Source organism: Cyanobium sp. HWJ4-Hawea, assembly GCF_024345815.1.
Lineage (GTDB): Bacteria > Cyanobacteriota > Cyanobacteriia > PCC-6307 > Cyanobiaceae > Cyanobium_A.
In genome coordinates this window covers 1-21,675 of the sequence record NZ_JAGQBV010000031.1, presented here as the reverse complement: position 1 = coordinate 21,675, position 21,675 = coordinate 1, and the positions used below count along the sequence as shown (strand labels likewise).

24 protein-coding genes and 1 pseudogene are annotated in these 21,675 nt (G+C 62.2%); 14 read left to right on the top strand and 11 right to left on the bottom strand.

Going from position 1 to position 21,675, the window contains the following annotated elements; translation table 11 throughout:
* Genes KBY58_RS08285 through KBY58_RS08275 form a run of 3 tightly spaced genes read left to right on the top strand, consistent with a single transcriptional unit; the run spans position 1 to position 4,749 of the window.
* Positions 1-1,326 carry a cation:proton antiporter gene (locus KBY58_RS08285; protein WP_255003900.1) on the top strand — a complete coding sequence of 442 codons (1,326 nt, stop codon included), beginning with the start codon at positions 1-3 and terminating at the stop codon, positions 1,324-1,326.
* Between the two features lie 42 nt (positions 1,327-1,368).
* Complete coding sequence (locus KBY58_RS08280; RefSeq protein WP_255003899.1) at positions 1,369-1,584, top strand: DUF3136 domain-containing protein; 216 nt, start codon at positions 1,369-1,371, stop codon at positions 1,582-1,584.
* Positions 1,585-1,614: 30 nt separating this feature from the next.
* Entirely contained in the window at positions 1,615-4,749 is a 3,135-nt protein-coding gene (locus KBY58_RS08275; protein ID WP_255003898.1) for an efflux RND transporter permease subunit, read from the top strand.
* Positions 4,750-4,763: 14 nt separating this feature from the next.
* On the opposite strand, the gene bchL is transcribed toward KBY58_RS08275, so the two are convergent.
* From bchL to KBY58_RS08260, 3 genes are all read right to left on the bottom strand, one after another.
* Positions 4,764-5,648 carry a ferredoxin:protochlorophyllide reductase (ATP-dependent) iron-sulfur ATP-binding protein gene (gene bchL, locus KBY58_RS08270; RefSeq protein ID WP_254933618.1) on the bottom strand — a complete coding sequence of 295 codons (885 nt, stop codon included), beginning with the start codon at positions 5,646-5,648 and terminating at the stop codon, positions 4,764-4,766.
* Positions 5,649-5,823: 175 nt separating this feature from the next.
* Positions 5,824-7,413, bottom strand: a complete 1,590-nt coding sequence (locus KBY58_RS08265; RefSeq protein ID WP_255003897.1) for a ferredoxin:protochlorophyllide reductase (ATP-dependent) subunit B — start codon at positions 7,411-7,413, stop codon at positions 5,824-5,826.
* A 6-nt stretch (positions 7,414-7,419) separates the two neighbouring features.
* The gene (locus KBY58_RS08260) at positions 7,420-8,661 is read right to left on the bottom strand and encodes a ferredoxin:protochlorophyllide reductase (ATP-dependent) subunit N (protein ID WP_255003909.1); all 1,242 of its coding nucleotides are present in this window, start codon (positions 8,659-8,661) and stop codon (positions 7,420-7,422) included.
* A 133-nt stretch (positions 8,662-8,794) separates the two neighbouring features.
* Here KBY58_RS08260 and KBY58_RS08255 point away from each other — a divergent pair, with 133 nt between their 5' ends.
* Positions 8,795-9,892, top strand: a complete 1,098-nt coding sequence (locus tag KBY58_RS08255) for a potassium channel family protein (protein WP_255003896.1) — start codon at positions 8,795-8,797, stop codon at positions 9,890-9,892.
* A gap of 42 nt (positions 9,893-9,934) precedes the next feature.
* Positions 9,935-10,321, top strand: a complete 387-nt coding sequence (locus KBY58_RS08250; RefSeq protein WP_255003895.1) for a hypothetical protein — start codon at positions 9,935-9,937, stop codon at positions 10,319-10,321.
* Positions 10,322-10,324: 3 nt separating this feature from the next.
* On the opposite strand, the gene KBY58_RS08245 is transcribed toward KBY58_RS08250, so the two are convergent.
* Positions 10,325-10,678 carry a hypothetical protein gene (locus KBY58_RS08245; RefSeq protein ID WP_255003894.1) on the bottom strand — a complete coding sequence of 118 codons (354 nt, stop codon included), beginning with the start codon at positions 10,676-10,678 and terminating at the stop codon, positions 10,325-10,327.
* A gap of 145 nt (positions 10,679-10,823) precedes the next feature.
* Here KBY58_RS08245 and KBY58_RS08240 point away from each other — a divergent pair, with 145 nt between their 5' ends.
* Positions 10,824-11,267: a hypothetical protein gene (locus tag KBY58_RS08240; RefSeq protein WP_255003893.1), complete on the top strand. Its 444-nt coding sequence runs from the start codon at positions 10,824-10,826 to the stop codon at positions 11,265-11,267.
* 28 nt (positions 11,268-11,295) lie between these two features.
* Here KBY58_RS08240 and KBY58_RS13165 read toward each other — a convergent pair.
* The 3 genes and pseudogenes from KBY58_RS13165 to KBY58_RS08230 form a co-directional block, all read right to left on the bottom strand.
* A pseudogene (locus tag KBY58_RS13165) lies at positions 11,296-11,505 on the bottom strand (thermonuclease family protein); the annotation flags it as partial.
* Between the two features lie 272 nt (positions 11,506-11,777).
* Positions 11,778-12,560, bottom strand: a complete 783-nt coding sequence (locus tag KBY58_RS08235; protein WP_255003892.1) for an MlaD family protein — start codon at positions 12,558-12,560, stop codon at positions 11,778-11,780.
* A 20-nt stretch (positions 12,561-12,580) separates the two neighbouring features.
* Positions 12,581-13,201, bottom strand: coding sequence for a hypothetical protein (locus tag KBY58_RS08230; RefSeq protein WP_255003891.1), 621 nt, complete (start codon positions 13,199-13,201; stop codon positions 12,581-12,583).
* A 198-nt stretch (positions 13,202-13,399) separates the two neighbouring features.
* On the opposite strand from KBY58_RS08230, the gene KBY58_RS08225 reads away from it, so the two are divergent.
* On the top strand, positions 13,400-13,780 hold the full coding sequence (locus tag KBY58_RS08225) for an RNA recognition motif domain-containing protein (RefSeq protein ID WP_254933623.1): 381 nt from the start codon (positions 13,400-13,402) through the stop codon (positions 13,778-13,780).
* 65 nt (positions 13,781-13,845) lie between these two features.
* Here the strand turns inward: KBY58_RS08225 and KBY58_RS08220 are convergent, their stop codons facing one another.
* Positions 13,846-14,715, bottom strand: coding sequence for an acyl-CoA desaturase (locus KBY58_RS08220; protein WP_255003889.1), 870 nt, complete (start codon positions 14,713-14,715; stop codon positions 13,846-13,848).
* 102 nt (positions 14,716-14,817) lie between these two features.
* Here KBY58_RS08220 and KBY58_RS08215 point away from each other — a divergent pair, with 102 nt between their 5' ends.
* A complete protein-coding gene (locus tag KBY58_RS08215) occupies positions 14,818-16,371 on the top strand; it encodes an AAA family ATPase (protein ID WP_255003887.1) in 1,554 nt (517 codons plus the stop codon).
* 10 nt (positions 16,372-16,381) lie between these two features.
* Positions 16,382-17,335: an isopenicillin N synthase family dioxygenase gene (locus tag KBY58_RS08210; RefSeq protein WP_255003885.1), complete on the top strand. Its 954-nt coding sequence runs from the start codon at positions 16,382-16,384 to the stop codon at positions 17,333-17,335.
* Positions 17,336-17,373: 38 nt separating this feature from the next.
* Here the strand turns inward: KBY58_RS08210 and sepF are convergent, their stop codons facing one another.
* Positions 17,374-17,652 carry a cell division protein SepF gene (sepF, locus tag KBY58_RS08205; protein ID WP_254933627.1) on the bottom strand — a complete coding sequence of 93 codons (279 nt, stop codon included), beginning with the start codon at positions 17,650-17,652 and terminating at the stop codon, positions 17,374-17,376.
* Positions 17,653-17,660: 8 nt separating this feature from the next.
* Positions 17,661-18,098 carry a hypothetical protein gene (locus KBY58_RS08200; protein WP_254933628.1) on the bottom strand — a complete coding sequence of 146 codons (438 nt, stop codon included), beginning with the start codon at positions 18,096-18,098 and terminating at the stop codon, positions 17,661-17,663.
* Positions 18,099-18,190: 92 nt separating this feature from the next.
* Between KBY58_RS08200 and KBY58_RS08195 the strand changes: the two genes are divergently transcribed.
* Complete coding sequence (locus tag KBY58_RS08195) at positions 18,191-18,391, top strand: hypothetical protein (protein ID WP_255003883.1); 201 nt, start codon at positions 18,191-18,193, stop codon at positions 18,389-18,391.
* Here KBY58_RS08195 and KBY58_RS08190 read toward each other — a convergent pair.
* Positions 18,388-19,626, bottom strand: a complete 1,239-nt coding sequence (locus tag KBY58_RS08190; RefSeq protein ID WP_255003882.1) for an NAD(P)-binding protein — start codon at positions 19,624-19,626, stop codon at positions 18,388-18,390. The two genes, KBY58_RS08195 and KBY58_RS08190, sit on opposite strands and share 4 nt — an antisense overlap.
* Before the next feature lie 208 nt (positions 19,627-19,834).
* Between KBY58_RS08190 and KBY58_RS08185 the strand changes: the two genes are divergently transcribed.
* From KBY58_RS08185 to KBY58_RS08170, 4 genes are all read left to right on the top strand, one after another.
* Entirely contained in the window at positions 19,835-19,993 is a 159-nt protein-coding gene (locus KBY58_RS08185) for a hypothetical protein (protein WP_255003879.1), read from the top strand.
* Positions 19,994-20,059: 66 nt separating this feature from the next.
* On the top strand, positions 20,060-20,770 hold the full coding sequence (locus tag KBY58_RS08180; protein WP_255003876.1) for a GAP family protein: 711 nt from the start codon (positions 20,060-20,062) through the stop codon (positions 20,768-20,770).
* Between the two features lie 70 nt (positions 20,771-20,840).
* Entirely contained in the window at positions 20,841-21,158 is a 318-nt protein-coding gene (locus KBY58_RS08175; protein WP_254933633.1) for a nucleotidyltransferase family protein, read from the top strand.
* Positions 21,142-21,537 (top strand): DUF86 domain-containing protein, encoded by a 396-nt coding sequence (locus KBY58_RS08170; protein WP_255003874.1) that lies wholly within the window; start codon positions 21,142-21,144, stop codon positions 21,535-21,537. Before KBY58_RS08175 ends, KBY58_RS08170 begins: the two co-directional genes overlap by 17 nt.
* Positions 21,538-21,675 lie beyond the last annotated feature (138 nt).

Below are 21,675 nucleotides of genomic sequence, written 5' to 3'. Positions count from 1 at the left end.
ATGCCCTACTTCCCATTCGCCTCCACCACGGGACTGGAAAAGATTCCCCTGGAAACCCAGGTGCTATTCATTGGCCTACTTTTTCTGGGCAGCCTTATAATCAGCCGCTTTTCGATCAAGATTGGTGTGCCCGCAATCCTGGGGGTACTCCTACTTGGCCTGTCACTAAATTTTGAATTTCTAAATATTGGCTTTGAAAAAGCTGAAAAGATATTTGTTTTTGGCTTGGCCTTGTTGCTGTTCTACGCAGGTCTAAAAACCGATGTCAAAACCATCCGGGGCTTCCTGGAATACGGGTTAGTGCTGGCCATCGGCGGCGTTGCGATTTCCTCATTGATGCTGGGGGGCCTGATTTGGTTCCTCTCCTCCCCGGCTGGAGATTTCATAGCCCCCGGCTTCCTAAACAACATGCCCATCGGCGCTGCCCTGCTGATCGCCGCGTGCCTGGGCTCCACCGATGCGGGGGCCACGATCAGCGTGCTCGCCAAGGTTCAAAACCTCCTTCCCGATCGCCTCAGGCACCTGCTCGAATTTGAGTCTTCCGTCAACGATCCGGCGGCAATTTTGGTATTCGGAGTGGTCGGGGGCATCTTTTTGTCTTCGGGTGCGGCCAACCTCAATACGGAGGCCTCCCTAGTGCGCATAGGCCTGACCGGCCTGCGGGACTTCCTCCAGCAGGTGGGCGGTGGCCTGATCATTGGTGCCCTATTTGGCTATGTGGCCAAATTCGTGATCGACCATCTGGCCCATGAGCGATCCCAGCTCCTAATTGTGGCCATTGCAATCGCCTTTGCCGACTATGGCTGCACCCAGGTACTGGGGGGCTCCGGCTTTATTGCGGTCTACCTAACGGGGCTACTGATGACAAATATGACCTACAAAAATAACGATATAAATCACAATTCCCTACAGGAAGTATTGCTGCCATTCAACACGATGGTTGAGTTCACCATATTTATTCTTTTTGGCCTCCTGGTCAACCCCCTCAGCCTCATGCCAGCACTCCCGGTTGGCATCCTTACGGCTGCGGCATTAATGCTAGTTGCCAGGCCCTTGAGTGTGCTGATCTTCCAACCCCTATCACCTTTCACCACCAAGGAAAACCTGTTGGTTTCCTGGTGCGGCCTGCGCGGTGCCGTGCCCCTAGCCCTCTCCTACAAATTGATGGCTGAGATCCCAGAAATACGGGGTATAGATCCCTCCATGGTGGACTCCCTAACCCAGAATGCCCAGAGCATTGTTTTCATAGTGGTGGTGCTGAATTTGCTGGTCCAGGGGCTCAGCCTGCCCCGGCTCTGTTCACGGCTGAATCTGTCGGCCACTTAGGTTGAAACAGCACCCCCGCTACTCCCGGGTGCACAAAGGGTGATGAGCCATAGTCAAGGTCTAACGATTGGGGAGCTGGAAGCCAACTATTCGTTTTACTGCAAGGCCCTAAGGATTCTGTTGAAGGAAGGAAAAAACCTGGCAGCCATCCAACGCACGGTGTGCTGGAGTCGCCTAGAGCAGTTGCACATTTGCTTGCCAAGTCGCTACAAGGCACCCGACTATCTATGTGTTGTGCTTAAGCGCGACCTCGGCTAACCAGCCATTTCCCGTGAACTGGCCCCTCCCGTGAAATCGATCAGCGATCCCTTCCTGCGCCGTCCGGTGCTCAGCTTGGTGCTGAGCCTTTTGGTATTGCTAGCCGGATTGGTGAGCCTGCCCCTATTGCAGGTGGAAAACCTGCCGCCGATTGCCCCGGGCCGGGTCACGGTGCGGGCCAACTATCCCGGCGCCAGCCCCGAGGTGGTGGAACAGGGGGTAACGGCCCTGATCGAAAAACAACTGAATGGCCTGGAGCGGCTCGACACGATTCGCTCCACCAGCTCGGCCAATGGCAGCACGGTGACCCTCGCCTTCAGCGGCGGCGATCCCGAGCTCAACCAGATCAATACCCAAAACGAAGTGGCGGTGATCAACCGCCAACTCCCGGCCCAGGTGGTGCGCTTTGGCGTACAGGTGCGCCGCAGCTCCGACGATCTGCTGATGGTGCTGAATTTCAGCGCCGATGCCAACACGTACAGCAACACCTTCCTCAGTGGCTGGGTCAACCAGGTGATTAAGGAACGGATCCAGCGGCTACCGGGGGTGGGTGATGTGACCGTATCGGGCGGCAGCAACCTGGCCTTCCGCCTCTGGCTTGATCCGGCCCGCCTGGAGGAGCGGGGCCTCACGATCGGCGATGTGACGGCGGCACTGCAGCAGCAAAACCTGCTGGCGGCCCTGGGCCAGGCGGGTGATGCCCCCAGCCCCAGGGGCCAGGAAATCACCCTGCCCCTGCGGATGGAGGGTCGGCTAGATAGCCCCGCAGCCTTCAACCAACTGGTGGTGGCCCGCACCCCCAATGGCGGCGTGACCCTGCTCAAGGACGTGGGCCGGGTGGAGCTTGGCAACGAGGGCTATGGCACCATCGCCACCAACCTCAAGGGCCAGACCAGCGTTTCCCTGGCGGTCTACCAGCGTGATGGCAGCAATGCGATCGCCGTAAGTGATGCGGTGAACCGGGCCATCGATGGGCTGGGGCCGAAATTTCCACCCGGCGTTGACCTGCAGCTCATTACCAATGAGGCCGACTACGTGCGCGGCAGCATCCAAAGCACCACCGACAGCCTGCGGGATGCGGTGGTGCTGGTGTTTGTGGTGTTGCTGCTGGGCCTGGGCAATCCCCGGCTGGCCCTGATCACCGCCTCGGCCGTGCCGGTGGCCCTGATTGGGGCCTTAAGCGTGCTGAAGCTCTGCGGCCAATCCCTCAACACCCTCACCCTGTTTGGGATGGTGCTGGCCACGGGCCTGGTGGTAGACGACGCCATCGTGGTGAGTGAGGACATCGGCCGCCGGCTCGAACGGGGCACCCCGCCCCTGCAGGCGGCCCGCGAAGCAATGGCCGAGCTGGCCGGGGCCGTAATCGCCACATCCCTGGTGCTGATTGTGGTGTTCATTCCGGTGTTGGGGTTAGACGGCAGCCTCGGCCGGCTCTACGCCCCAATTGCGATCACGGTGAGCGCCGCCATTGCTTTTTCCTCCCTAAATGCCCTGAGCTTCACGCCGGTGGCAGCCTCCAGATTGCTGCAGCCAGGCCAGCGGGTGCCCACCTGGCTGGCCCGCTGGATCGATCCACCCCGCAGGGCCCTGGAATCCCTCGAAGCTCCCTATGGCCGCTGGCTGGATCGGGTGATGGGGCAGAAGCGCAGGGTGATGGCCCTACTGCTGGCGGGCCTGCTGCTCACGGCGGTGGTGCTGCAAACCCGGCCCACCACCTTCATCCCCCAGGAAGACAACGGCCAGCTGCGGGGGGTGGTGATCCTGGCCGATGGCCTGGGCATCCAGCAAACCCAGGCCGTGCTCAACCAGGTGCGCCAGGTGGTCACCACCGAACCGTTGATTACCCGCGCCAATTTCAACGCCGGCAGTTCCTTTGGCGACAGCAGCCCCAACAAGGGCGTCTTTTACCTACGGCTGGCCCCGATCGAAGAACGGCGCGGCCCGGATGCCTCCACCCGGGCCGTCGGGGAGCGGCTAAACGCCAAGCTGCGCCGCCAGGTAAGGGGGGCAGTGGTGCAACTGAGCGAAGCCCCCTCGGTGCGGGGCTTCAGCGCGGAAGGGGGCCTGGAGATCGAACTGCTCGACACCAGCAACGGATTGATGAATCTGGAGGCTTTTGAAAAGCAATCGCGCAACTTCATCAAGGCCGCCACGGCCACCGGTCAATTTGAGCGGGTCTCGACCCGTTTCAGTGCCGGAGCACCCCTGATCCAATTGGTTCCCAACCGGCTGCAGATGGCCTCCTTGGGGGTGGATCTCAGCAGCGTGATCGATGTTTTAGGGGCCAGCTTTGGCTCCAACTATGTAAACGACAGCTTCGAAGGCGGGGAGGTGCGCAAAGTGATCGTGCAGCTCGATGGCAGCTCCCGCAAGGATGCGGGGGATGTGTTGAGCCTGCGGGTAAAAAGCCGCGACGGCAAATTAATTCCCCTTGCCGAATTGGTGAGTTTGGAGCGCGGTAGCGGCCCCACCACGATCAACCACAGCCAACTGGAGCGGGCCATCAACATTCGGGCCCTGCCCAAGCTTGGGGTGAGCACTGGCCAGGCAATGGCCATCCTGGAGCAGGTGCAAAGCGAGGTGGGCAACGGCAGCACCGAACTGGCCTGGGCTGGCCTGGCCCGGGAAGAGATGAAGGCTGCGGGCGGCAATTTGCGGGTATTTGGCCTGGCGATCCTGGTGATGCTGCTGGTGCTCGCCGCCCTTTACGACAACTTCATCGATCCGATCGTGATCCTGATCACGGTGCCTTTGGCCCTGCTTGGTGCCGGGCTGGGGTTGGCCGCCCGGGGCCTGCCCCTGGATGTCTATGGCCAGATGGGCCTACTGGTGCTGGTGAGCCTGGCCGCCAAAAATGGCATCCTTATCGTCGAATTCGCCAACCAGCGCCTCAAGGAGGGCATCCCCCTGGAGCTGGCGATTCGCCAGGCCTCAATCGCCAGGCTGCGGCCGATCCTGCTGACGGCCTTTTCCTCCTTGGCGGGCTTTGTTCCCCTACTTTTTGCCAGTGGCTTTGGCTCCGGCAGCCGGGTGAGCATCGGCACCGTGGTCTTCTGCGGCCTACTGGTATCAACAGTGCTGAGCCTGTTTGTGGTGCCGGTGGTCTATCGGATCCTGAAGGGTTGGGAGCTCAACTGGTTTGGCAAAGGCAACTTCATCACCTGAGCATCAGCAAGCAATCAATCAAAGCCGAGCAGGTCGAAGATCTCCCGATCTTTGAGGGATTCCGCCTCGAGAGGTTCGACGTTCTCCAGCATCCGGCGGGCCAGATTCAGGTATTCCTGCTGCACAGCCTCAACTTCCGGGGTGCTTTCCATCTCGAAGATGGTGCACTTTTTCAGACGGGATTTGCGAATCGCGTCCACGGTCTTGAAATGGGCCATCGTGCGCAGGCCTGTGCGGGCATTGAACTTGTCGATTTCGTCGGTCTCCTCGGAGCGGTTGGCGATCACACCACCGAGGCGCACCTTGTAATTCTTGGCCTTGGCATTGATGGCCTGCATGATTCGATTCATCGCGAAGATCGAATCGAAATCGTTGGCGGTCACGATCAGGCAGTAATCGGCATGCTGCAACGGTGCCGCGAAACCACCGCAGACCACGTCGCCCAGCACATCGAAGATCACCACATCGGTTTCTTCCAGCAGGTGGTGCTCCTTGAGCAGCTTCACCGTTTGGCCCGTCACATAGCCGCCGCAGCCGGTGCCGGCCGGGGGGCCGCCGGATTCCACACACATCACGCCGTTGTAACCCTCAAAGACGAAGTCTTCGGGCTTCAGTTCCTCGGTGTGGAAATCCACGGTCTCGAGGATGTCGATCACCGTGGGCACCATCCTCTTGGTGAGGGTGAAGGTGCTGTCGTGCTTGGGATCGCAGCCGATCTGCAGCACCCGCTTACCCAGCTTGGAAAAGGCCGCCGAGAGGTTGGAGGAGGTGGTGCTTTTGCCGATGCCGCCCTTGCCGTAGACGGCGATCACCAACGCCCCTGTCTCAATATCCATGCCCGGTTCCTGGTGGACCTGAACACTGCCTTCACCATCCGGGCGAGTGAGCGTGGCTGTCATCGAAGGGCGACGTAGGGAAAACCCAAACGCCTATAGAGATCTGCTTCCATCCAAGGCCTGCCCTGGCCCGCCGCAACACTCCTGGGTGGAAAGCGAAACATCCCAGCTCCGTTGATGGTGATCTGCTCACACATGGCTAAGTGCAAATACCCAAATCGATGGCTATTCAGCTCTCCTAACGGCTGAAGTGCGATTTGGCCTCGTATAAGGCCTCGCTGTCGATCACCGCCAGCCCCCGCTCCCGGGCAAAGTTTTCGGTGTTACGCCGCACCTTGCCGCGCACAAAGAAGGGAATCTTGGCCAGCTCCGCCTCGCCATCGGCACTCCAAACCAGGCCATCAATGGAAGCAGCCGGAGCAGTTTCCAAGCTTGGGGCTGGAGCCTCGCCCAGGTGGCTGCGATGGCCCTCCACGAATTCAAAGTCGTGGCGGAACATGCCAATCAGGTGCTCCTCCAGGCCCATCATCAGCGGGTGCACCCAGGAATCGAAGATCACGTTGGCCCCCTCCCAACCCATCTGGGGCGAATAGCGGGCCGGCACATCCTGCACATGCAGCGGTGAACTGATTACCGCGCAGGGCAGCCCCAGCCGCTTGGCGCTGTGGCGCTCCATCTGGGTGCCTAGCACCAGCTCCGGGCTGGCCTCGGCCATGGCCCGCTCCACGGCGAGGTAGTCGTCGCTAATCAGGGCCTCCAGGCCCAACTCGGCCGCCGCTGCCCGCACCTCACGGGCCTGCTCCCGGCTGTAGGTGCCCAGACCGACCACGGCAAAGCCCAGCTCCTGGCTGGCTATCCGCGCTGCGGCGATGGCATGGGTGGCGTCGCCAAAAATGAACACCCGCTTACCGGTGAGGTAAGTGGAGTCCACCGAGCGGGAATACCAGGGCAGGCGGGAGCGCCGTTCGGCCCCACATTCACCGCTGGCATCGGGTTGCAGCGCTGCCGGCAGTTCGAGCTCGAGTACGCCGTGCAGCTCCCGCAGGAAGGCCGCCGTGGCCCCAATGCCGATCGGCACGGTTTTGATCGTGGGCATGCCGAACTGGCGCTCCAGCCAGCTACAGCCCACCCCGGCCACCTCCGGATAGAGGCAGACATTGGCGTCGGCCGTGGGGATGCGCGCCAAATCAGCTGGCCGCGCCCCCAGGGGAGCCACCACCACCACCTCAATGCCGTACTCCTCCAGCAGCCCGGTAATTTCGCGCACATCGTCGCGGCAGCGGAAGCCCAGCAGGCTGGGGCCCAGCAGGTTCACCCTGGGCCTGCGGCCCTCCTCGCGCCAGCGGCTGGGCAAGGGCTTAGCAGTGCCCGGGGCCGGCAACTGGGATTTGAGCAGGTTGCGCAGCAGTTGATAGAAGGTTTCGGCGGCGCCCCAGTTTTCCTTTTTTGAATAGGCGGGCAGGTCCAGGCTCACCACCGGAATGCCCCCCAAATCCATGCCCTGGGCCAGGGAGCCGGGCTGGTCCTGGATCAGTTCGGCAGTGCAGCTCTCACCCACCAGCAGGGCCTCGGGCTGGAAACGCTCCACCGCCTGGCTAATCGATTTCTTGACCAGCTCGGCGGTGTCGCCCCCGAGGTCCCGGGCCTGGAAGGTGGTGTAGGTGACGGGAGGGCGCCGGTCGCGCCGCTCGATCATCGTGAATAAAAGATCGGCGTAGGTGTCGCCCTGGGGGGCGTGCAACACGTAGTGCACTCCCTCCATCGAAGTGGCGATGCGCATCGCCCCCACGTGGGGGGGGCCTTCATAGGTCCAGAGGGTCAGTTCCATGGGGGTTCAGGCGAAGGAGATGGCGCCGCGGCGACGCATCGGGCGGGCAAATAATTCGGCCAGGTCGCCGGCCTGGTCGCAGCCATGGATCGGGCTGAAGACCAATTCAATCGACCACTTCGTGGTGAAGCCCTCGGCCTCGAGGGGATTGGCCAGGCCCAGGCCGCAGACCACCAGGTCTGGCTTGGCGGCCCGTACCCGATCGAGTTGGCGCTCCACATCTTGGCCCTCGCTGAGGGTGATGTCATCGGGCAGCAGGGCCAACTCCCCATCGAGGAGCTGCCGATCGAGGTAGGGGGTGCCCACCTCAATCAGCTCCATGCCGCACTCCCGATGCAGGAAGCGGGCCAGGGAGAGCTCCAGCTGGGAATCGGGCAGCAGAAACAGCCGTTTGCCGCTCAAGGTTTCCCGATGGGGGGCGATGGCCCGCTTGCCCCGCTCCACCAGGGGATCGAGCACGGCGGCCACCCGCTCCGGATCAATGCCAAAGGCCTTGGCGCCGGCAGCCATCCAGGCGCTGCTGCCCTCTACCCCCAGGGGATAGGGGGCAGATACCAGCTCGGCACCTCGGGCCATCAGGGCCCGGGCGGTGGAGCTCAAAAAGGGTTGGGCCAGCAGCAGTTTGGTGCCCTTGCCCACGGGGGGCAGCTCGGTGGAGCGGCGGGGCGGCAGGCTGCGCACGACGGCCACCCCCATCCGTCCAAATAGGTCCACCAGGCGGTCTTCAACCGCATCGGCCAGGGTGCCGGCGATCAGCAGCTGGGGTTCGTCGCTGCTGGGCAGCAGGGGTGACATCGCCGTCAGGGCCTGGTCTTCCCCCTGGGTGAAGGTGGTTTCAATGCCACTGCCCGTGTAATTGAGCACCCGCACTTGGCCCGCCAGGCGGGTGTTGAGCCGTTCTGCGGCCTTGCCCAGGTCGAGCTTGATCACCTCACTGGGGCATGAGCCCACCAAGAAGAGGGTGCGAATTTCAGGGCGGCGGGCCAGGAGGTCGGCCACCAGCCGGTCGAGCTCCTCGTTGGCATCGGCCAGGCCGGCCAGATCACGTTCCCCCAGGATCGCAGTGCCGAAGCGGGGTTCGGCAAAAATCATCACCCCTGCGGCGCTCTGCACCAGGTGGGCACAGGTGCGTGAGCCCACCACCAGAAAGAAGGCATCTGGCATCCGGCGGTGCAGCCACACGATCGAAGTGAGACCGCAAAACACCTCCCTTTGGCCACTCTCCTTGAGCAGGGTTGGCAAACCCATCGCGCCTAGCCGATTCAAAACACCCATCTTGGCTACTCGCCTCTGGCCCCATCCGCCACACTCCGAGCAGAAAAATTCGGGATCGCGCCTTTAAGGTGAAACCACAGATCTGGATGTCCGGATCCAGATCGCCATGCCTGTTGCACCCTGGCGCCGGAGCCGCCGCCCCCCCTCCCGGCGGCCCCTAAGACCCTGGCAAGCCCCCCTGGCCCTGGCGATTGTGGTGAACGCCGCAGCGCTGGGCTACCACCTCACCCAAGGCTGGGACTGGGGAGATAGCTACTGGATGGTGCTGATCACGATCAGCACCCTGGGCTTCAGCGACCCCCACACCCAGGTGCTCAATGCCGAGGGCCGGGTCGTAACCGCCCTGCTGATCGCCGGCGGCCTGGTGGTGGTGCAACTGACCATCCAGGCGCTGCTGGGGCTATCTGAATCCGGCTACTACAGGCGCATTCGCGAGCGCCGTTTTCGCAGTTGGCTTTCCACCATGCACAACCATGTGATTCTCTGCGGCTATGGCCGCATCGGCCGGGAGATTGGCGAACAACTGGCCCGCGAGGGGGTACCCCTGCTTGTGGTGGAGATGGACCCCGAGAGACAGGCCGCCGCCGAGGAAAGGGGCCTGCCGGTGGTGATGGCTGACGCCACCCTGGACGAAACCCTGATCGAAGCGGGCATCTACCGCTGCCGCTCCCTGGTGGCGGCCCTGCCCAGCAACGCCGCCAATCTCTACGTGGTGCTGAGCGCCCGGGGCCTGGCGCCCCAATGCCGACTAATCGCCCGCTCCGACAGCGATGAGGCCGGTCGCAAGCTGCGCCAGGCCGGAGCCGATGCGGTGGTGAGCCCCTACGTGAGTGGGGGTCGCACCATGGCAGCCACGGCCCTAAGGCCCCTGGCCGTCACCTTTATGGACCTGCTGGCGGGCTCCGACTGTGAGGTGGAGGAATTCCAACTGAGCAGCAACAGCGAAGACCTGGGCAAGCTGGCCGGCGCCAGCCTGGCGGAGGTCCAGTTGGGACGCCGCACCGGCGCCCTGGTGCTGGCGATCGTTCCCTCCCTCTCCCAGGGCGAAGGAGATGGCGACCAGGGCCTAATCGCTAACCCCAGCAGCGACGTTCGCCTGGAGGCGGGTCAAATGTTGGTGGTGATGGGCAGCAAGGAGCAACTAGAGCGGGTCGAACAACTTCTCGGCCCGGCGCTCAAGAGCGTGGATGCCATGGCCAATTAGGGGCTAGAAATGGGATTGAAAAATTATTTGCCCTATAAATCGATGGCCAGCAAGCTCCTGCTAAACCTTGCCAAACGGGTACTGCCAGCCCTGGCTGCCGCCTGTTGCCTGTGCCTTCCCCTGGCAACAGCGGCAAATGCCCAGGTGGAAAAATCCCAATTACGGGCGGCAAACCTGGCCAGGATGGAGGCCGAGAGAATCAATGGCGGCCTGAGCAAGTACTTTCCCGCCAATTGCATGTATCAGCAGGGTGGCGGCTCCTGCCTGCAAAGCCTCAGTGACAAAGGCTATTTATTTAACTTTTTAGGTGGCGCCCCCGGCTGGGAAACCAACAAGCAGGCGGCCACTTTGCAAACACAAATCCTTGTGTCGCCAGATGGCAAAAGCATCAAATCAGTGATCTACAACGGTGCCCCCCAGGGAAACTGAGGCCTACTTAAGAGCTCTTACTGGCTCCGTGCAGATGCGGGACGAACGAATATTGCCGGCGGGCAGAAAAGGATCGTTTAGATAACCCGGCCGCCCGGAGCCATCCTCAATCACCAACACCCGCCAGGTTTGCTTATCACAATTAACGGTAATTGTTATTGGCCCATTTGTAGCCATCACCTGGAAATAGCGCAGGCCGTCGTATAAACCGCCCGGCTTAGCGTTTAAGGCGGTTAGGAGGGCCGCGAGGGTATTGGGGGCAACCGGAGCCGGCTCTGCCTTGGCGCTAGCAATTCCCAAGGGGGAAACAATCGCTGCAGCTAGGGCCAAAAATCCAGCAGTCAAAAAGCCACGCATGGGCCGAACTATCAATTTTCAAAATCCTAGCCGTAAACAGATCAAGGGGATTTGTCTCGTAGCGCTGGCCCTAATTGCTCAAAGCAGCAGCATTCCAGCCTGGGCCTGGGGCAATAGGCTCGAACAGGCGATTGAAAATTTCCAGGTGCGCGGATTTCGTGTGCTGCGGGAGCATCCCCGCTGCTACGAGCGACAACTATTTGGGCTGTATGTGCGCGGCAGAAGGGAGGTAATTGTCTGCCGCAAGGGCAACGAATTGAATACCTTGCTGCACGAGGGCTGGCATGGGGTGCAGGCGATGTGCCTGCGGGGAGAGCCCTGGATTAGCAGCGATATATTGCGCTCTGGCCTGGGCTGGCAAGATCAACGGGAACTAGACCTCCTCTATAAACCAAGTGAGCGCAACCGGGAGGCGGAAGCTCGCTATATGGCCAACAAATCAATCAACGAATATTTCAAGGCCATGGATCAGGCCTGTGGTCTTTCACCCCGCGCTGCGACCCCCGTTGGGCCCGAAAATCCCACGGCAGAGCTAATCCTTCGCCAAGACCAGCTCCCCATACGCCGCGGCGAAATGAACGGGCGCTGAGTTCGGCTTCTCCGTAGCTTTCCTGGTCACAGTGGCTCCAATATCTCCGATAAACGAAGGCATCACCATCGCGAACCAAGGTGAGATTGACTGGCACAGGATTGCCGCTGGGGAATACCTCGGCAATCTGGCGCCCGTAGCGATCACTGCCCTGCAGCTTCAAGCCAACTGTGGAGCCAAGGGGAAGTAAACGCTGTAGGGCAAGCCGGGCAGCTGGACCGGCGGGTTTTTGGGCCATTTCAGGCGCGTCAATACAGGCCAAACGCACCCTGATCTGGCCAGCAGCAGCCACGACCGTGATCGTGTCGCCATCACCAATTGATAAAACCTTTGCCTGCAGATCACCTAAAGATTTTGCCCGGCCAGCAGATATGGCTAGGCCCATAGACGAGGCAAAGCCAACAAGCATCAAAGACAACAACGCTGATTGGCGCAGCCAGGATCCAAAGCTGAAAAAGGGGAAAGCCATGGCGTGCTGGAAACAACAGCAACTAAAGAACCGGATGCAATTCAGCGCTTTTCGGGTACCTGCTCGAGCAGATCGCTGCCCAGCAGTTTGCTCATCAAGTTATTGAGACGTCCCACCAGGGTGCGGATTTCTTCCAGGGTGGACGGCAGCAGGGGGCCGTTTTGGTTCATCAATCGCTCGGCGCTCTTGCCCGTGCTGTCCATGGTTTGCATGGTGCGCTTTAGCTCCGGGCCGATCCCGTTGCTTTCGCGCTCAAGGGTGCTCGAAAGGCGATCCACCGATTCCATGGTTTGGCGGAAGCCGCCAAGGGCGCCGGGTAGATCCTTCTCCGCCACGCGGCCCACCTGGCGCAACATCGCCTGCAGGGTGAACTGGGTCTCGGCCAGTTGCGCCATCAGCTTGGTCACATCAACCGGCAGGGTGTAGGGCAGCTTCAACACCCCGCGTTTGGCAACAATTGCCGCGGCCTGGTCCTCTGGAACTGGATCGGGGCTGATGGCAATGAAGTCATCTCCCACAAAGCCGTCCTTCCCCTGGCTGGCCACACTTTTGGGGCCAATTAGGCGGCCATAGCGCTGCTCCACCCGAAGACGCACCAGCACCGAGGCATCGGGCTCCATCTCCAGGCCGACCACATTGCCCACGGGTACACCGGAGATGCGCACCTCAAGGCCGCTCTTGATTCCCGCGGCATTGCTGGAGCGAAATTCCACCGGCTGAAAGGCCTTCCCCCAGTGTTGCTCGCGGGCCAGGCCCAGAAACAGGCCCGCCAACAACAGACTGCTGGCCCCCAAAAACAACCATTGATCCCGCTTCCCTTCCATCTTCAGGCAGTTGTGATTCGTCAGTTGAGGCTGATCGGTGTGGCCAGCACAAGCCAGGCAAATTTCAGCACCATCAGCAGCACAATGCCCCGGCCCACCAACTCACTGGCAATCTCGGCTGGGGGCTGGCGGCGCAGCAGGCACTTCTCGCTGTGGTGCAAAGACCAGCCACAAATGATGGCGAAGAAGAAGCTGGACCTCACCCAGGTCAGCAGCAGGCTGTGCAACTGCAGGGAAGCCAACACCTCTCCAAACTCCCCCACCAGGTCTTCGCGGGGGGTGAACAGGACCCCGCTGGTCAGGGCAGAGATCAAGAAAATCACCAGCAAAAACGGAGCCACCAGCGCCGCTGCTGGCACCGAAGTGCGCCAGGCCGCCAGGCCCCTTTGCTCCACCCGCTGCAGCCAGGTCGGGGCTAGCTGCACCAGGGCCAGGGCCGTAATCACCAGGGGCCCCACCAAATGCAACACCAGCAAAATCACCAGTTCACAGATGTTGCGGCTGGCCAGGCCCAGGGGCCCTGCGGCCACCTGCACCAGACCCACCCCGATCACGAAGCCGGCCAGAATTACGGGGCCGCCGCAGCGGATCCCATCGAGCTCGGCCTCCCTCAGAACGCTTAGTAGATCAACCCTGGCCATGCCCATCCCTAGGGGAGCCGCAGCAATCTGGCATCAGCTGCTGGGAGGGGGGCCGTTGAAGCAGTAAGGTGCAGAGTGATTCATAGATATCTCCTTAGCGAGTTTCCGTTTCGAGAGTTTTTGCTTTCGCAATCCGCCAACTTTCTCTTGGGCCTTCGACGGATCAATTCATAAGTTTTCTTGATTAGTTCCCAGTTCATGACCATTTACGTCGGCAATCTTTCCTTCGACGCCGAAGCGGAAGACGTGCAACACCTCTTCAGCCAATACGGCGAAGTGAGCAAGTGCAGCCTCCCCCTCGATCGCGACACCGGCCGCAAGCGCGGTTTCGCCTTTGTGGAGATGGCTAATGAGGCTGAAGAAGCCAAGGCCATTGAAGATCTTCAAGATGTTGAGTGGATGGGTCGCGCCATCCGCGTAAACAAAGCTGAACCCCGCGGTGGCGGTGGTGGTGGCGGCGGTCGCGGCGGCTACGGCGGCGGCGGCGGTGGTGGTGGCTACGGCGGTGGTGGCGGCGGCGGTGGTCGCGGCGGCTACGGCGGTGGTGGCGGTGGCGGTGGCGGCGGCGGCCGTTACTGAGCCCCTAGCTCCTCAAGCTGCTGAGTTAATAAGCACACCAAAGCCGTCCCTTCGGGGGCGGTTTTTTATTGGGCAATCCCCGGATCTTGCTTCAGGGCCCTGGCCAGCAGGGCGCGATCGGAGGGAATCCGCAGCTTGGAAGCCCAGCCAAACCACTGCAACAAGCGAATAAATCGGTAGGTGGGATCGGGCAGCAGGCGCAGCTGGCCGCCGCGCAGGGTGAAGCCCTGGCGAGCCGAAGCCTGGAAGGCGTGGTGCATGTTGTGCCAACCCTCCCCAAAGGTGATTAGGGCCACCCAGCGGTTGTTGCGGCTGGCATCACCGGTGGCGAAGGGCTGGCCGCCCACCAGGTGGGCCACCGAATTAACGCTGGCCACCCCGTGAAACAGCACGGCGGTGCTCAAGCAAAAGGCCCCCAGCCAAGCCCAGCCCCCCAGCTGCCAGGAGAGGGCGGCCAGGCCCAATAGGGGCAAGGAATGGAAGCGATCAATTTGGCGCAGCACCGGATCAGCCTCCACATCCGCGGGCAATTGCTCTGGGAAAAAGCTGGGCGACAGCAACCAGCCGACCTGGGAATGCCAGAAGCCACCCCAGCCCGCCTGGGGCAAGAGGGGACTGTGGGGGTCGGCGGCCGTATCTACATGGAGGTGATGTTGCTGGTGGTGGCCCTTCCACCAGCTCGGGCCCATCTGGCCGGCGGAGGCCGCCACCAAAGCTCCCAGCCAGGCCACCGCCTTGGGGGCCTGATAGCTGCCATGGGTAATCAGCCGGTGGTAGATGGCCGTGATCGCCAGCATGCGAATGGCATAGAGGCCGAGGGCCCAGAGGGCGGCGGCCAGGTCCAGGCCCGTGAACAGCAGGATCAGGCAACCCAGATGGCTGAGGATGATGAAGACAGGTCCGAGGGCGTAAAGCAGCATCAGGGGGAGTCCCAATCCGGGCTGGCCGTGCCGCAATTCAGGGCGCAAATCTGCTCCACTCGGCTGTAAAGGTGAAGCGCGACCCTAGTCAATGGCCCTTATTCCCCAGGAGCTGCCATGGATCCGATGATCCAAAACCTGCTGCGCCCCGAGGCCTACGGCCACCCGCTGGGGCCCGATGCTCCCCGGCTGCTCGAGACCCACCTCTCCTGGGTGCTGCTGAGTGGGCCCTATGCCTACAAGCTCAAAAAGCCCGTGGCCTTTGGCTTTGTCGATTTCTCCACGGCCGAGCTGCGGGAGCAGGCCTGCCGGGAGGAATTGCGCCTGAACCGCCGCCTTTCACCAGAGCGCTACCTGGATCTGGTGCCGGTCTATGGCCCAGAGGAGGAGGCCAGCTTTGTGGCTCCTGAAGCAGTTGCCATCGAAGCAGTTGCCTCCCCACCGGTGATCGCCTGGGCGGTGCGGATGGTGCAATTCGACCAGGCCCAATTGCTGCCGGCGGCCCTGGCTTCTGGCCTGGTTGATGCAACGGCCATCAGCCAACTGGCCGAAGAGCTGGCGCAGTTTCACCGAAGGGCGGCCAGCGCCGAGGCCGGTAGCGCCTGGGGCCAGCCCGATCTGGTGCTGCAACCGGTGCTCGACAACCTCACGGCCCTCACCGATTGCCCGGCGGCCCAGGCCGATCTGGCCCCCCTACAGGCCTGGGTTGGGGTCCAGGCCGCAGCCCTGGCCCCCTGGTTTCAGCAACGCCAAGGGGAGGGGCAGATTCGTGAATGTCACGGCGATTTGCACCTGGGCAACATGTTGCTGGGGCCAGCGGGGATCGAGGTCTTCGACGCCTTGGAATTCAGCGAAAGCCTGCGCTGGATTGATCCAATCAGCGAAATGGCCTTCCTGGTGATGGATCTGGCGGTGCGGGGCCGCCCCGATCTGGGCAGCCTGCTGCTCAACCGTTGGTTGGAGGCCAGTGGTGATGGGGCCGGCCTGCGGGGCTGGGCCTGGTACAGCGTTTATCGGGCCCTGGTGCGGGCCAAGGTGAGTTGGTTGCGGCTGAAACAAAGCGGCCTCTCGGCAGAGGAGATCAGCCAGGGGCAGGCCGATCTGGGCCAGTACCTGGCCTTGGCCCGGGCCTGGATCGGGCGCCCGGCCCAGCCCCTGCTGTTGATGCACGGGCTTTCGGGCAGCGGTAAGTCGACCGAGGCGGCTCGGCTCAGCCAAATCCTGGGGGCAGTGGTGTTTCGCTCTGATGTGGAACGCAAGCGCCTATTCGGGCTTTGGGGCCAGGCACCAATCCGCCGGCTGGAGGGGGAGCTCTACGGCCCGGAAGCCAGCAAACACCTCTACGAGATCACCCTGCCGGCCCTGGTGGAGGCTGCAAGCGCCGGCGGCCTGGCGGTGATCCTGGATGCCTGCTTCCTCAAGCAACGCGAGCGCCGGCAAATGGCGGAGCTGGCGCAGCGCCTGGGCCTGCCGCTAAAGATCGTGGTTTGTGGGGCGCCGGAAGCAACCCTGCGCCAACGGCTAATTGGGCGCGCCGCGGCCGGCAGCGATCCCTCCGACGCCACGGTGGAGGTGATGCAGCAACAACGGCTCTGGCTGGAGCCCCTCACTGCCGAGGAAGGGGCCCTGGTTTTTGGCGCCGAGGCGGCTGGTCCGGCACTCTCCCCCTAGGCTCCAGGCCATGGGTCAGGCCATTTGCGACGTTGATTTGCTGGCCTTTGAGCGGGGCAGCGAGACGGCCCGGGCCGCGGTGGTGGATGGGGTGCGGCGCAGCCTCCAAACGGGCTTTGTGTACACCAGCAGTGATCTCTCGCCCGACCTACTCGACACGGCCTATGGCCTATTGGCTGAGTTTTTTGCCCTGGCTCCCGAGAGCAAGCAACGCTTCGTGGCGCCGGGTTCGGGCGGCCAGACCGGCTACACCGGCCTGTTGGTCGAGACAGCTGCCGGCAGCAGCCATGCCGACTGGAAGGAAATGCTCAATTGGGGGCTGCCCCTCCCCGCCAACCACCCCCTCAGGCGCCGCTATCCCCTCCAATACCCCGAGCGGGTGCTTCCCGAGGAAGTGGTGCCAGGCATTAGCAGCGTGCTGGAGACCTTCCACAACGCCATTGCCGATCTTCAGCGCCGCTTTCTGCGGATCATTGCCCTGGGGCTGGGTTGCTCGGAAGACTTCTTTGAGGAAATGACCAGCGATGCCCCCACCCTCACCCGGGCAATCCGCTACCCCCCGATGGCCGATGCCCCGGCCGCCGGCCACGTCTGGGCGGAGGCCCATGGCGACATCAACCTGATCACGGCCCTGCCCCGGGCCACCGGTCCGGGCCTGCAGGTGCAGGTGGAGGGGCAGTGGCTGGATGCCCTGCCGCCAGAGGGGCGGGTGATCCTCAACACCGGAATCATGCTGGAGCGGCTCAGCAATGGCCTGATCCCCGTGGGTTGGCACCGGGTGGTGGCGCCGCCAGGCAGCCAGCGGGAGCGGCTGAGCGTGGTGCAGTTTTGCCATGCCAGGCCCACCACAAGCCTGGCCCCCTTGGCCTGCTGCTGCACTCCCGAAAATCCCCAGCGCTACGCCGGCATCAGCGCCGCCGACGCCCTCGAAGACGTGCTCTACCGGATCAATTTGCTGGCTTAGGCGCCAGCCAGCTAGCCAGGCGCCCTATGCCAGGCGCCCTATGCCAGGGGGGAGCCTGAATCGCGGCGCAGGGAAACCAACTCGGGGGCAAACACAAAGGTGAGGGGCCCCAGGCACTCGGCATGGCCATCAAGGGCTTCCACCCCACCGGCCACGAAATCAATCAGGCGTTGGGCCTCCCCCACCTCCATGCCGCTGGCCTGGACCAGCACGGTTTTCTGCTCCCGCACGTTGTGGACAATCCACTCCGCCTCGGCAAAACGGGTGGGCCTGAACACCACCACCTCCGGTCGCCAATCGCCAAAAGCACTTTGCATCGCTTAGCTCAGTGGCGGGGCCGATGGCGATTACAGCTGCCCACCAGTTGGCGGTCGGCCTCTGCCCGCCGACAGACGCGGCGAAATGGGGCAAGACCAATGCCGTAGAGATCTTCAAAGGAATGGTTGGCAGAGATCACCGAAACCAATCCACAGCGATCGACCTGCTGTTGCAAGGTTTGCTGGGGTTGGTTGACGATGCTCTCAAACAGCTGACCCAGGCGCACGTGCTGCAGGGCCTGAAACGGGGTCTTGCCGCGGCAGTGGTCGAAGCAGAGATCAAGCCATTCGCCGTTTAGCCCCATCAGAAGGGCCACCGCTTCGAGCTCTATGGCTTCTTGAAAATGCTCCCCGAAATAGCCGATCACCCGATTTACCACCGCCCACTGATCAGCCAGGGTTTCTGGCACCCGGCGGCATCTCCTGGACTCTGGGACCACCCGCATCAGATCTCCCCCAATCTCCCTATCACTAAGGAATAGCCCTGCCACGGGTGGAAAGCAATGATTCAGTGGTTGTTGTTAGTGAGCGTTGCCCCATGTCAGCCCCTGAACACCGGCCCAGGCGCTTTGACCGCCGCCACCTGCTGCTCCTGATCTTTGCCCTGGCCTGCATTGGCGGCCTGGTGCTGTGGGTGGGCGAACTCGACCTGGTGCTGGATCAGACCCTCACTCCAGTTGCGCCTAACCAACCAGTGCAAAAGCAACCCGCGCCCAGCAAACCGGCTACTTCGCCCTAGTGCCGCTGTAGCTGGTTGACCAGCAGCGCCGCCAACTCCTCGCCCCGGCGCCAGGCCCCTTCGATCCGGCCAAAGCCCACCCCGGCCAGGTAGTCGCCGCAGAAGCCCACGCGGCTCTGGCGGCAGAACATCAATTCGGTGGGCAAGCCGGGCGCCACGGGGAAGGCCGCCGCCCAGCGCATCAACTGCCGTTCGCTGGCCCCCAGGGTTTCAAGCCGGCTCTGCCAGCCAGCGGCATCCCCCAGCCAGGGGGCCAGCATCTGCACCAGGGCCGAGGTGAGGGCAGAGATCACCGTTTCCTCCCTACCCCCATCGGGGGGTAGCTGGAGCATGGTGGCCACGGCGGAATGGCTGCCGTAGACATCGAGATGGTCGGCGGCGAAAACGTCGCTGGAGTGCACCACCACCCCACAGCGACCATCGGCCAGGGGTTGGATCGAAACCCGCCGGATGCCCCAGCGCTGCTGGGCAGGGCCATCACAGTGCAGCAAGCCAAAAGGCAGGTCGAGCCAGGCATGGGCCCAGCCCTCGGGGATCACCAGCAGCAGGTTGCTGCGGGCCTCTACGCGAATGCCGGCAATGGTGGTAAGGGCATGGTCGAGTTGGAGGTCGCCAAGGCTCGCCGCGGCCGTTTTTAGGGGCGCTTCCGGCCAGCCAAAGAGCAATTGGCTGCGGGGATGGGCCAGCAGGGTGCTGCTCAACACCAGCCAATCGGCCTCAACCAGCAGCTCCCGATCTACGCCCAGCAGGCGCCAGGGCCCACCGCGCGGGCGCTGCAGATGCCGCACAAAGCTGCCGAAATGCTGCTCAACCTCGGGGCCGGCGAGCTGCAACAGCCCCTTGCCCAGCTGGTTCATGCCGCCCTTCCCCACCCAAAGCCCGCCCAGGCCATAGGCATCAGCCAGGTCCAGCCGCAGCTGGGCCTCGCCCTCTAGTCGTGCCGCCCGGCCAGCCCAGGGCTCCAGCCAGCCCCCCTCCAGGAGGGGAGCCAAAAGCTGCGGATCGGGCGCACCGCTGAGGTTGAGCAGGGGCGCCCCATGGTCGAGGCGAAAGCCCCCATCGAGGCGGGAGAAGCGGGTGCTGGCCCTGCCGCCCGGGCCCCTACCCGTTTCCCAGAGACTGATCGGTGCCTGCACCCCCAGGCGACGCAGCTGGGCCACCAGGGCGCAACCGGCCACGCCAGCACCGATGACGGCGATGGACTGGGAGGTGGAAGGTCTAGCCGTTGGAGCCATTGTTGCCAGGATGCCAACGGCAGGGCCAAAACGGCAAAACTGACCCGTGTCCTGATCCGAAGACGCAGGCCACCAGTGGCAAATTCGGGGCTTAAGAATGTCTTAAGCTGAAAGTGTTAAGGCCAGATGGTCGGCGCTAAGCAATTTGCTAAGCCGCCTGCCGTTCACCCAAGACCCAAGGCGTCCAGTCTTTAGGAGCAAATCTTCAGTGAACGAAAACCATCCCGTTTTCATGTCGCTTTCCGCCCAGCTCAGGGCCATGCGGAGCGCCTACGCCGAGCAGCCCAACGAAGTGACCCGCTACCAGGTGGTGCGCATCGAGACCCTGATCCGGCAGTGGGCACCCGAAAGCGCAATCGCTAGCTAGGAGCTAGGCGAACTCCACGAACAGGCCAAAGATCTTCGAGAATCGGCTTCCACCTGTGGCTGCCCATTGGTCTCCCTGGCCCTCCTCACCCCATCCCTGATTACCAAGTCTTCGCTGTTTGGCATCGGCATTGCCTTCAGCCCCCTCCACATTGGGGTGGTGAGCCTCCTATTGCTGGGCCGCTCGCCGGTGCAACGGGCCCTCACCTATGTGGCCGGCTGGGCTGCGGCCAATGCCCTTGCAATCACTGTCTTGATGGTCATCGGTGAGGCCTTCTCGATCAGCCTTAGCCATGGCGAAAGGGAGCAGGTATTGATTGACCTGCTCGGTGCTGGTGCCCTAATTGGCCTGGGGCTCTACCAGCTGACGCCCCAGGCAAACCTGGGGGAAGAGGGCATGGCCCTTAAGTTGATGAACCAACTGCCCGACTTCAGCAGCCTGGCCCTGGTGGGCGTGGGTGCGGCAAGCGCCCTGCTCACCCCAGAAAATTTGGTTTTTTACCTAAAAGAAGCGGGCCTGCTGCTGCTCAATGAACCGGGCCTAACCGCTGATGCCGAGGTGACCGGCATCTTCACCTTGGTGGCCAGCTCCCTGCTGCTGTTGCCCCCCCTGGCCTGGCTGGTGAGTGGCGGAGCGATTCGCGAACCCCTCGCCAAATTGGAAAACTGGCTCCAGCACAAGGCCGAATGGCTGGTGGGCGTGCTGGCTCTTTTCCTTGGCGCCTACCTGCTCTACGAGGGCCTGCATGGCCTCAACCAGATGGGTGCGCTGGCTTAAAGATGCTGATCGGATGCAGGATTAATCGGGTGGTTTGGAACTACTTTGAGACGGAGGGCAGAAGCCGGTTATGAACCCAGTCGATTTAAGAACCTCAATCAGCCGCGACCAGGTCGTTGCGCTGCTAACGCAGCACTTACCGGAATGGCGCAGGCTTTACGGCATCCAGGAGCTTGCCCTGTTCGGCTCCATGGCCCGCAATCAAGCTTCTGAAAACAGTGATGTGGACCTGTGCGTGAGCCTGGATCCCCCCAATCCCTTCGCACTGGTTCACTTTCAGCAGGCCGTACAGCAGCAGCTAGGCAGGCGCGTGGATGTTGTGACTCGCTGGCCCGGCATGAATCCGGCCCTGATGAATGAGATCCAGCAAGATGCGATTTCCATCTGAACAAGAGGAGCGGCTTGCGGTATCCGTCATCTCTCAGATGATCAGCCTGATTGAGTCAGTGTTGAAGCGCATGAAGACCGTTTATTCTGCGACTGATCTCTCCAAAACAGAAGCAGGCCGTTTGCTTCTGGATGCGGTCTGCATGCAGTATCTAGCTCTTGGTGAAGCAGTCAAACAGCTCGATAAACTCACTGGCTTTACATTGCAAGAGCAAGTCCCGGAGCAAGACTGGAAAGGAATGATGGGCTTTCGGGATGTACTGGCCCATCAGTATTTCAATATTGATCCCCGCCAGGTTCTTTGGATCACACAAGAGGCGTTGCCTTCTCTTCTCCAGAAGCTCAAACAGATCAAGGCTTCCTGTGAAGCTTCTAGATAGTGGCTAGTAGCTAATTGATGATGACTGCGAGCTCCTGCAACGAGGTCTCGGGGGTGATTTCAGCCATTCATCACAAGCGGCTTAGCGCTCTGCCTGGGGCGCTGTCTTTGTCGGAAGAATTGCTATTGATCGTCTTCC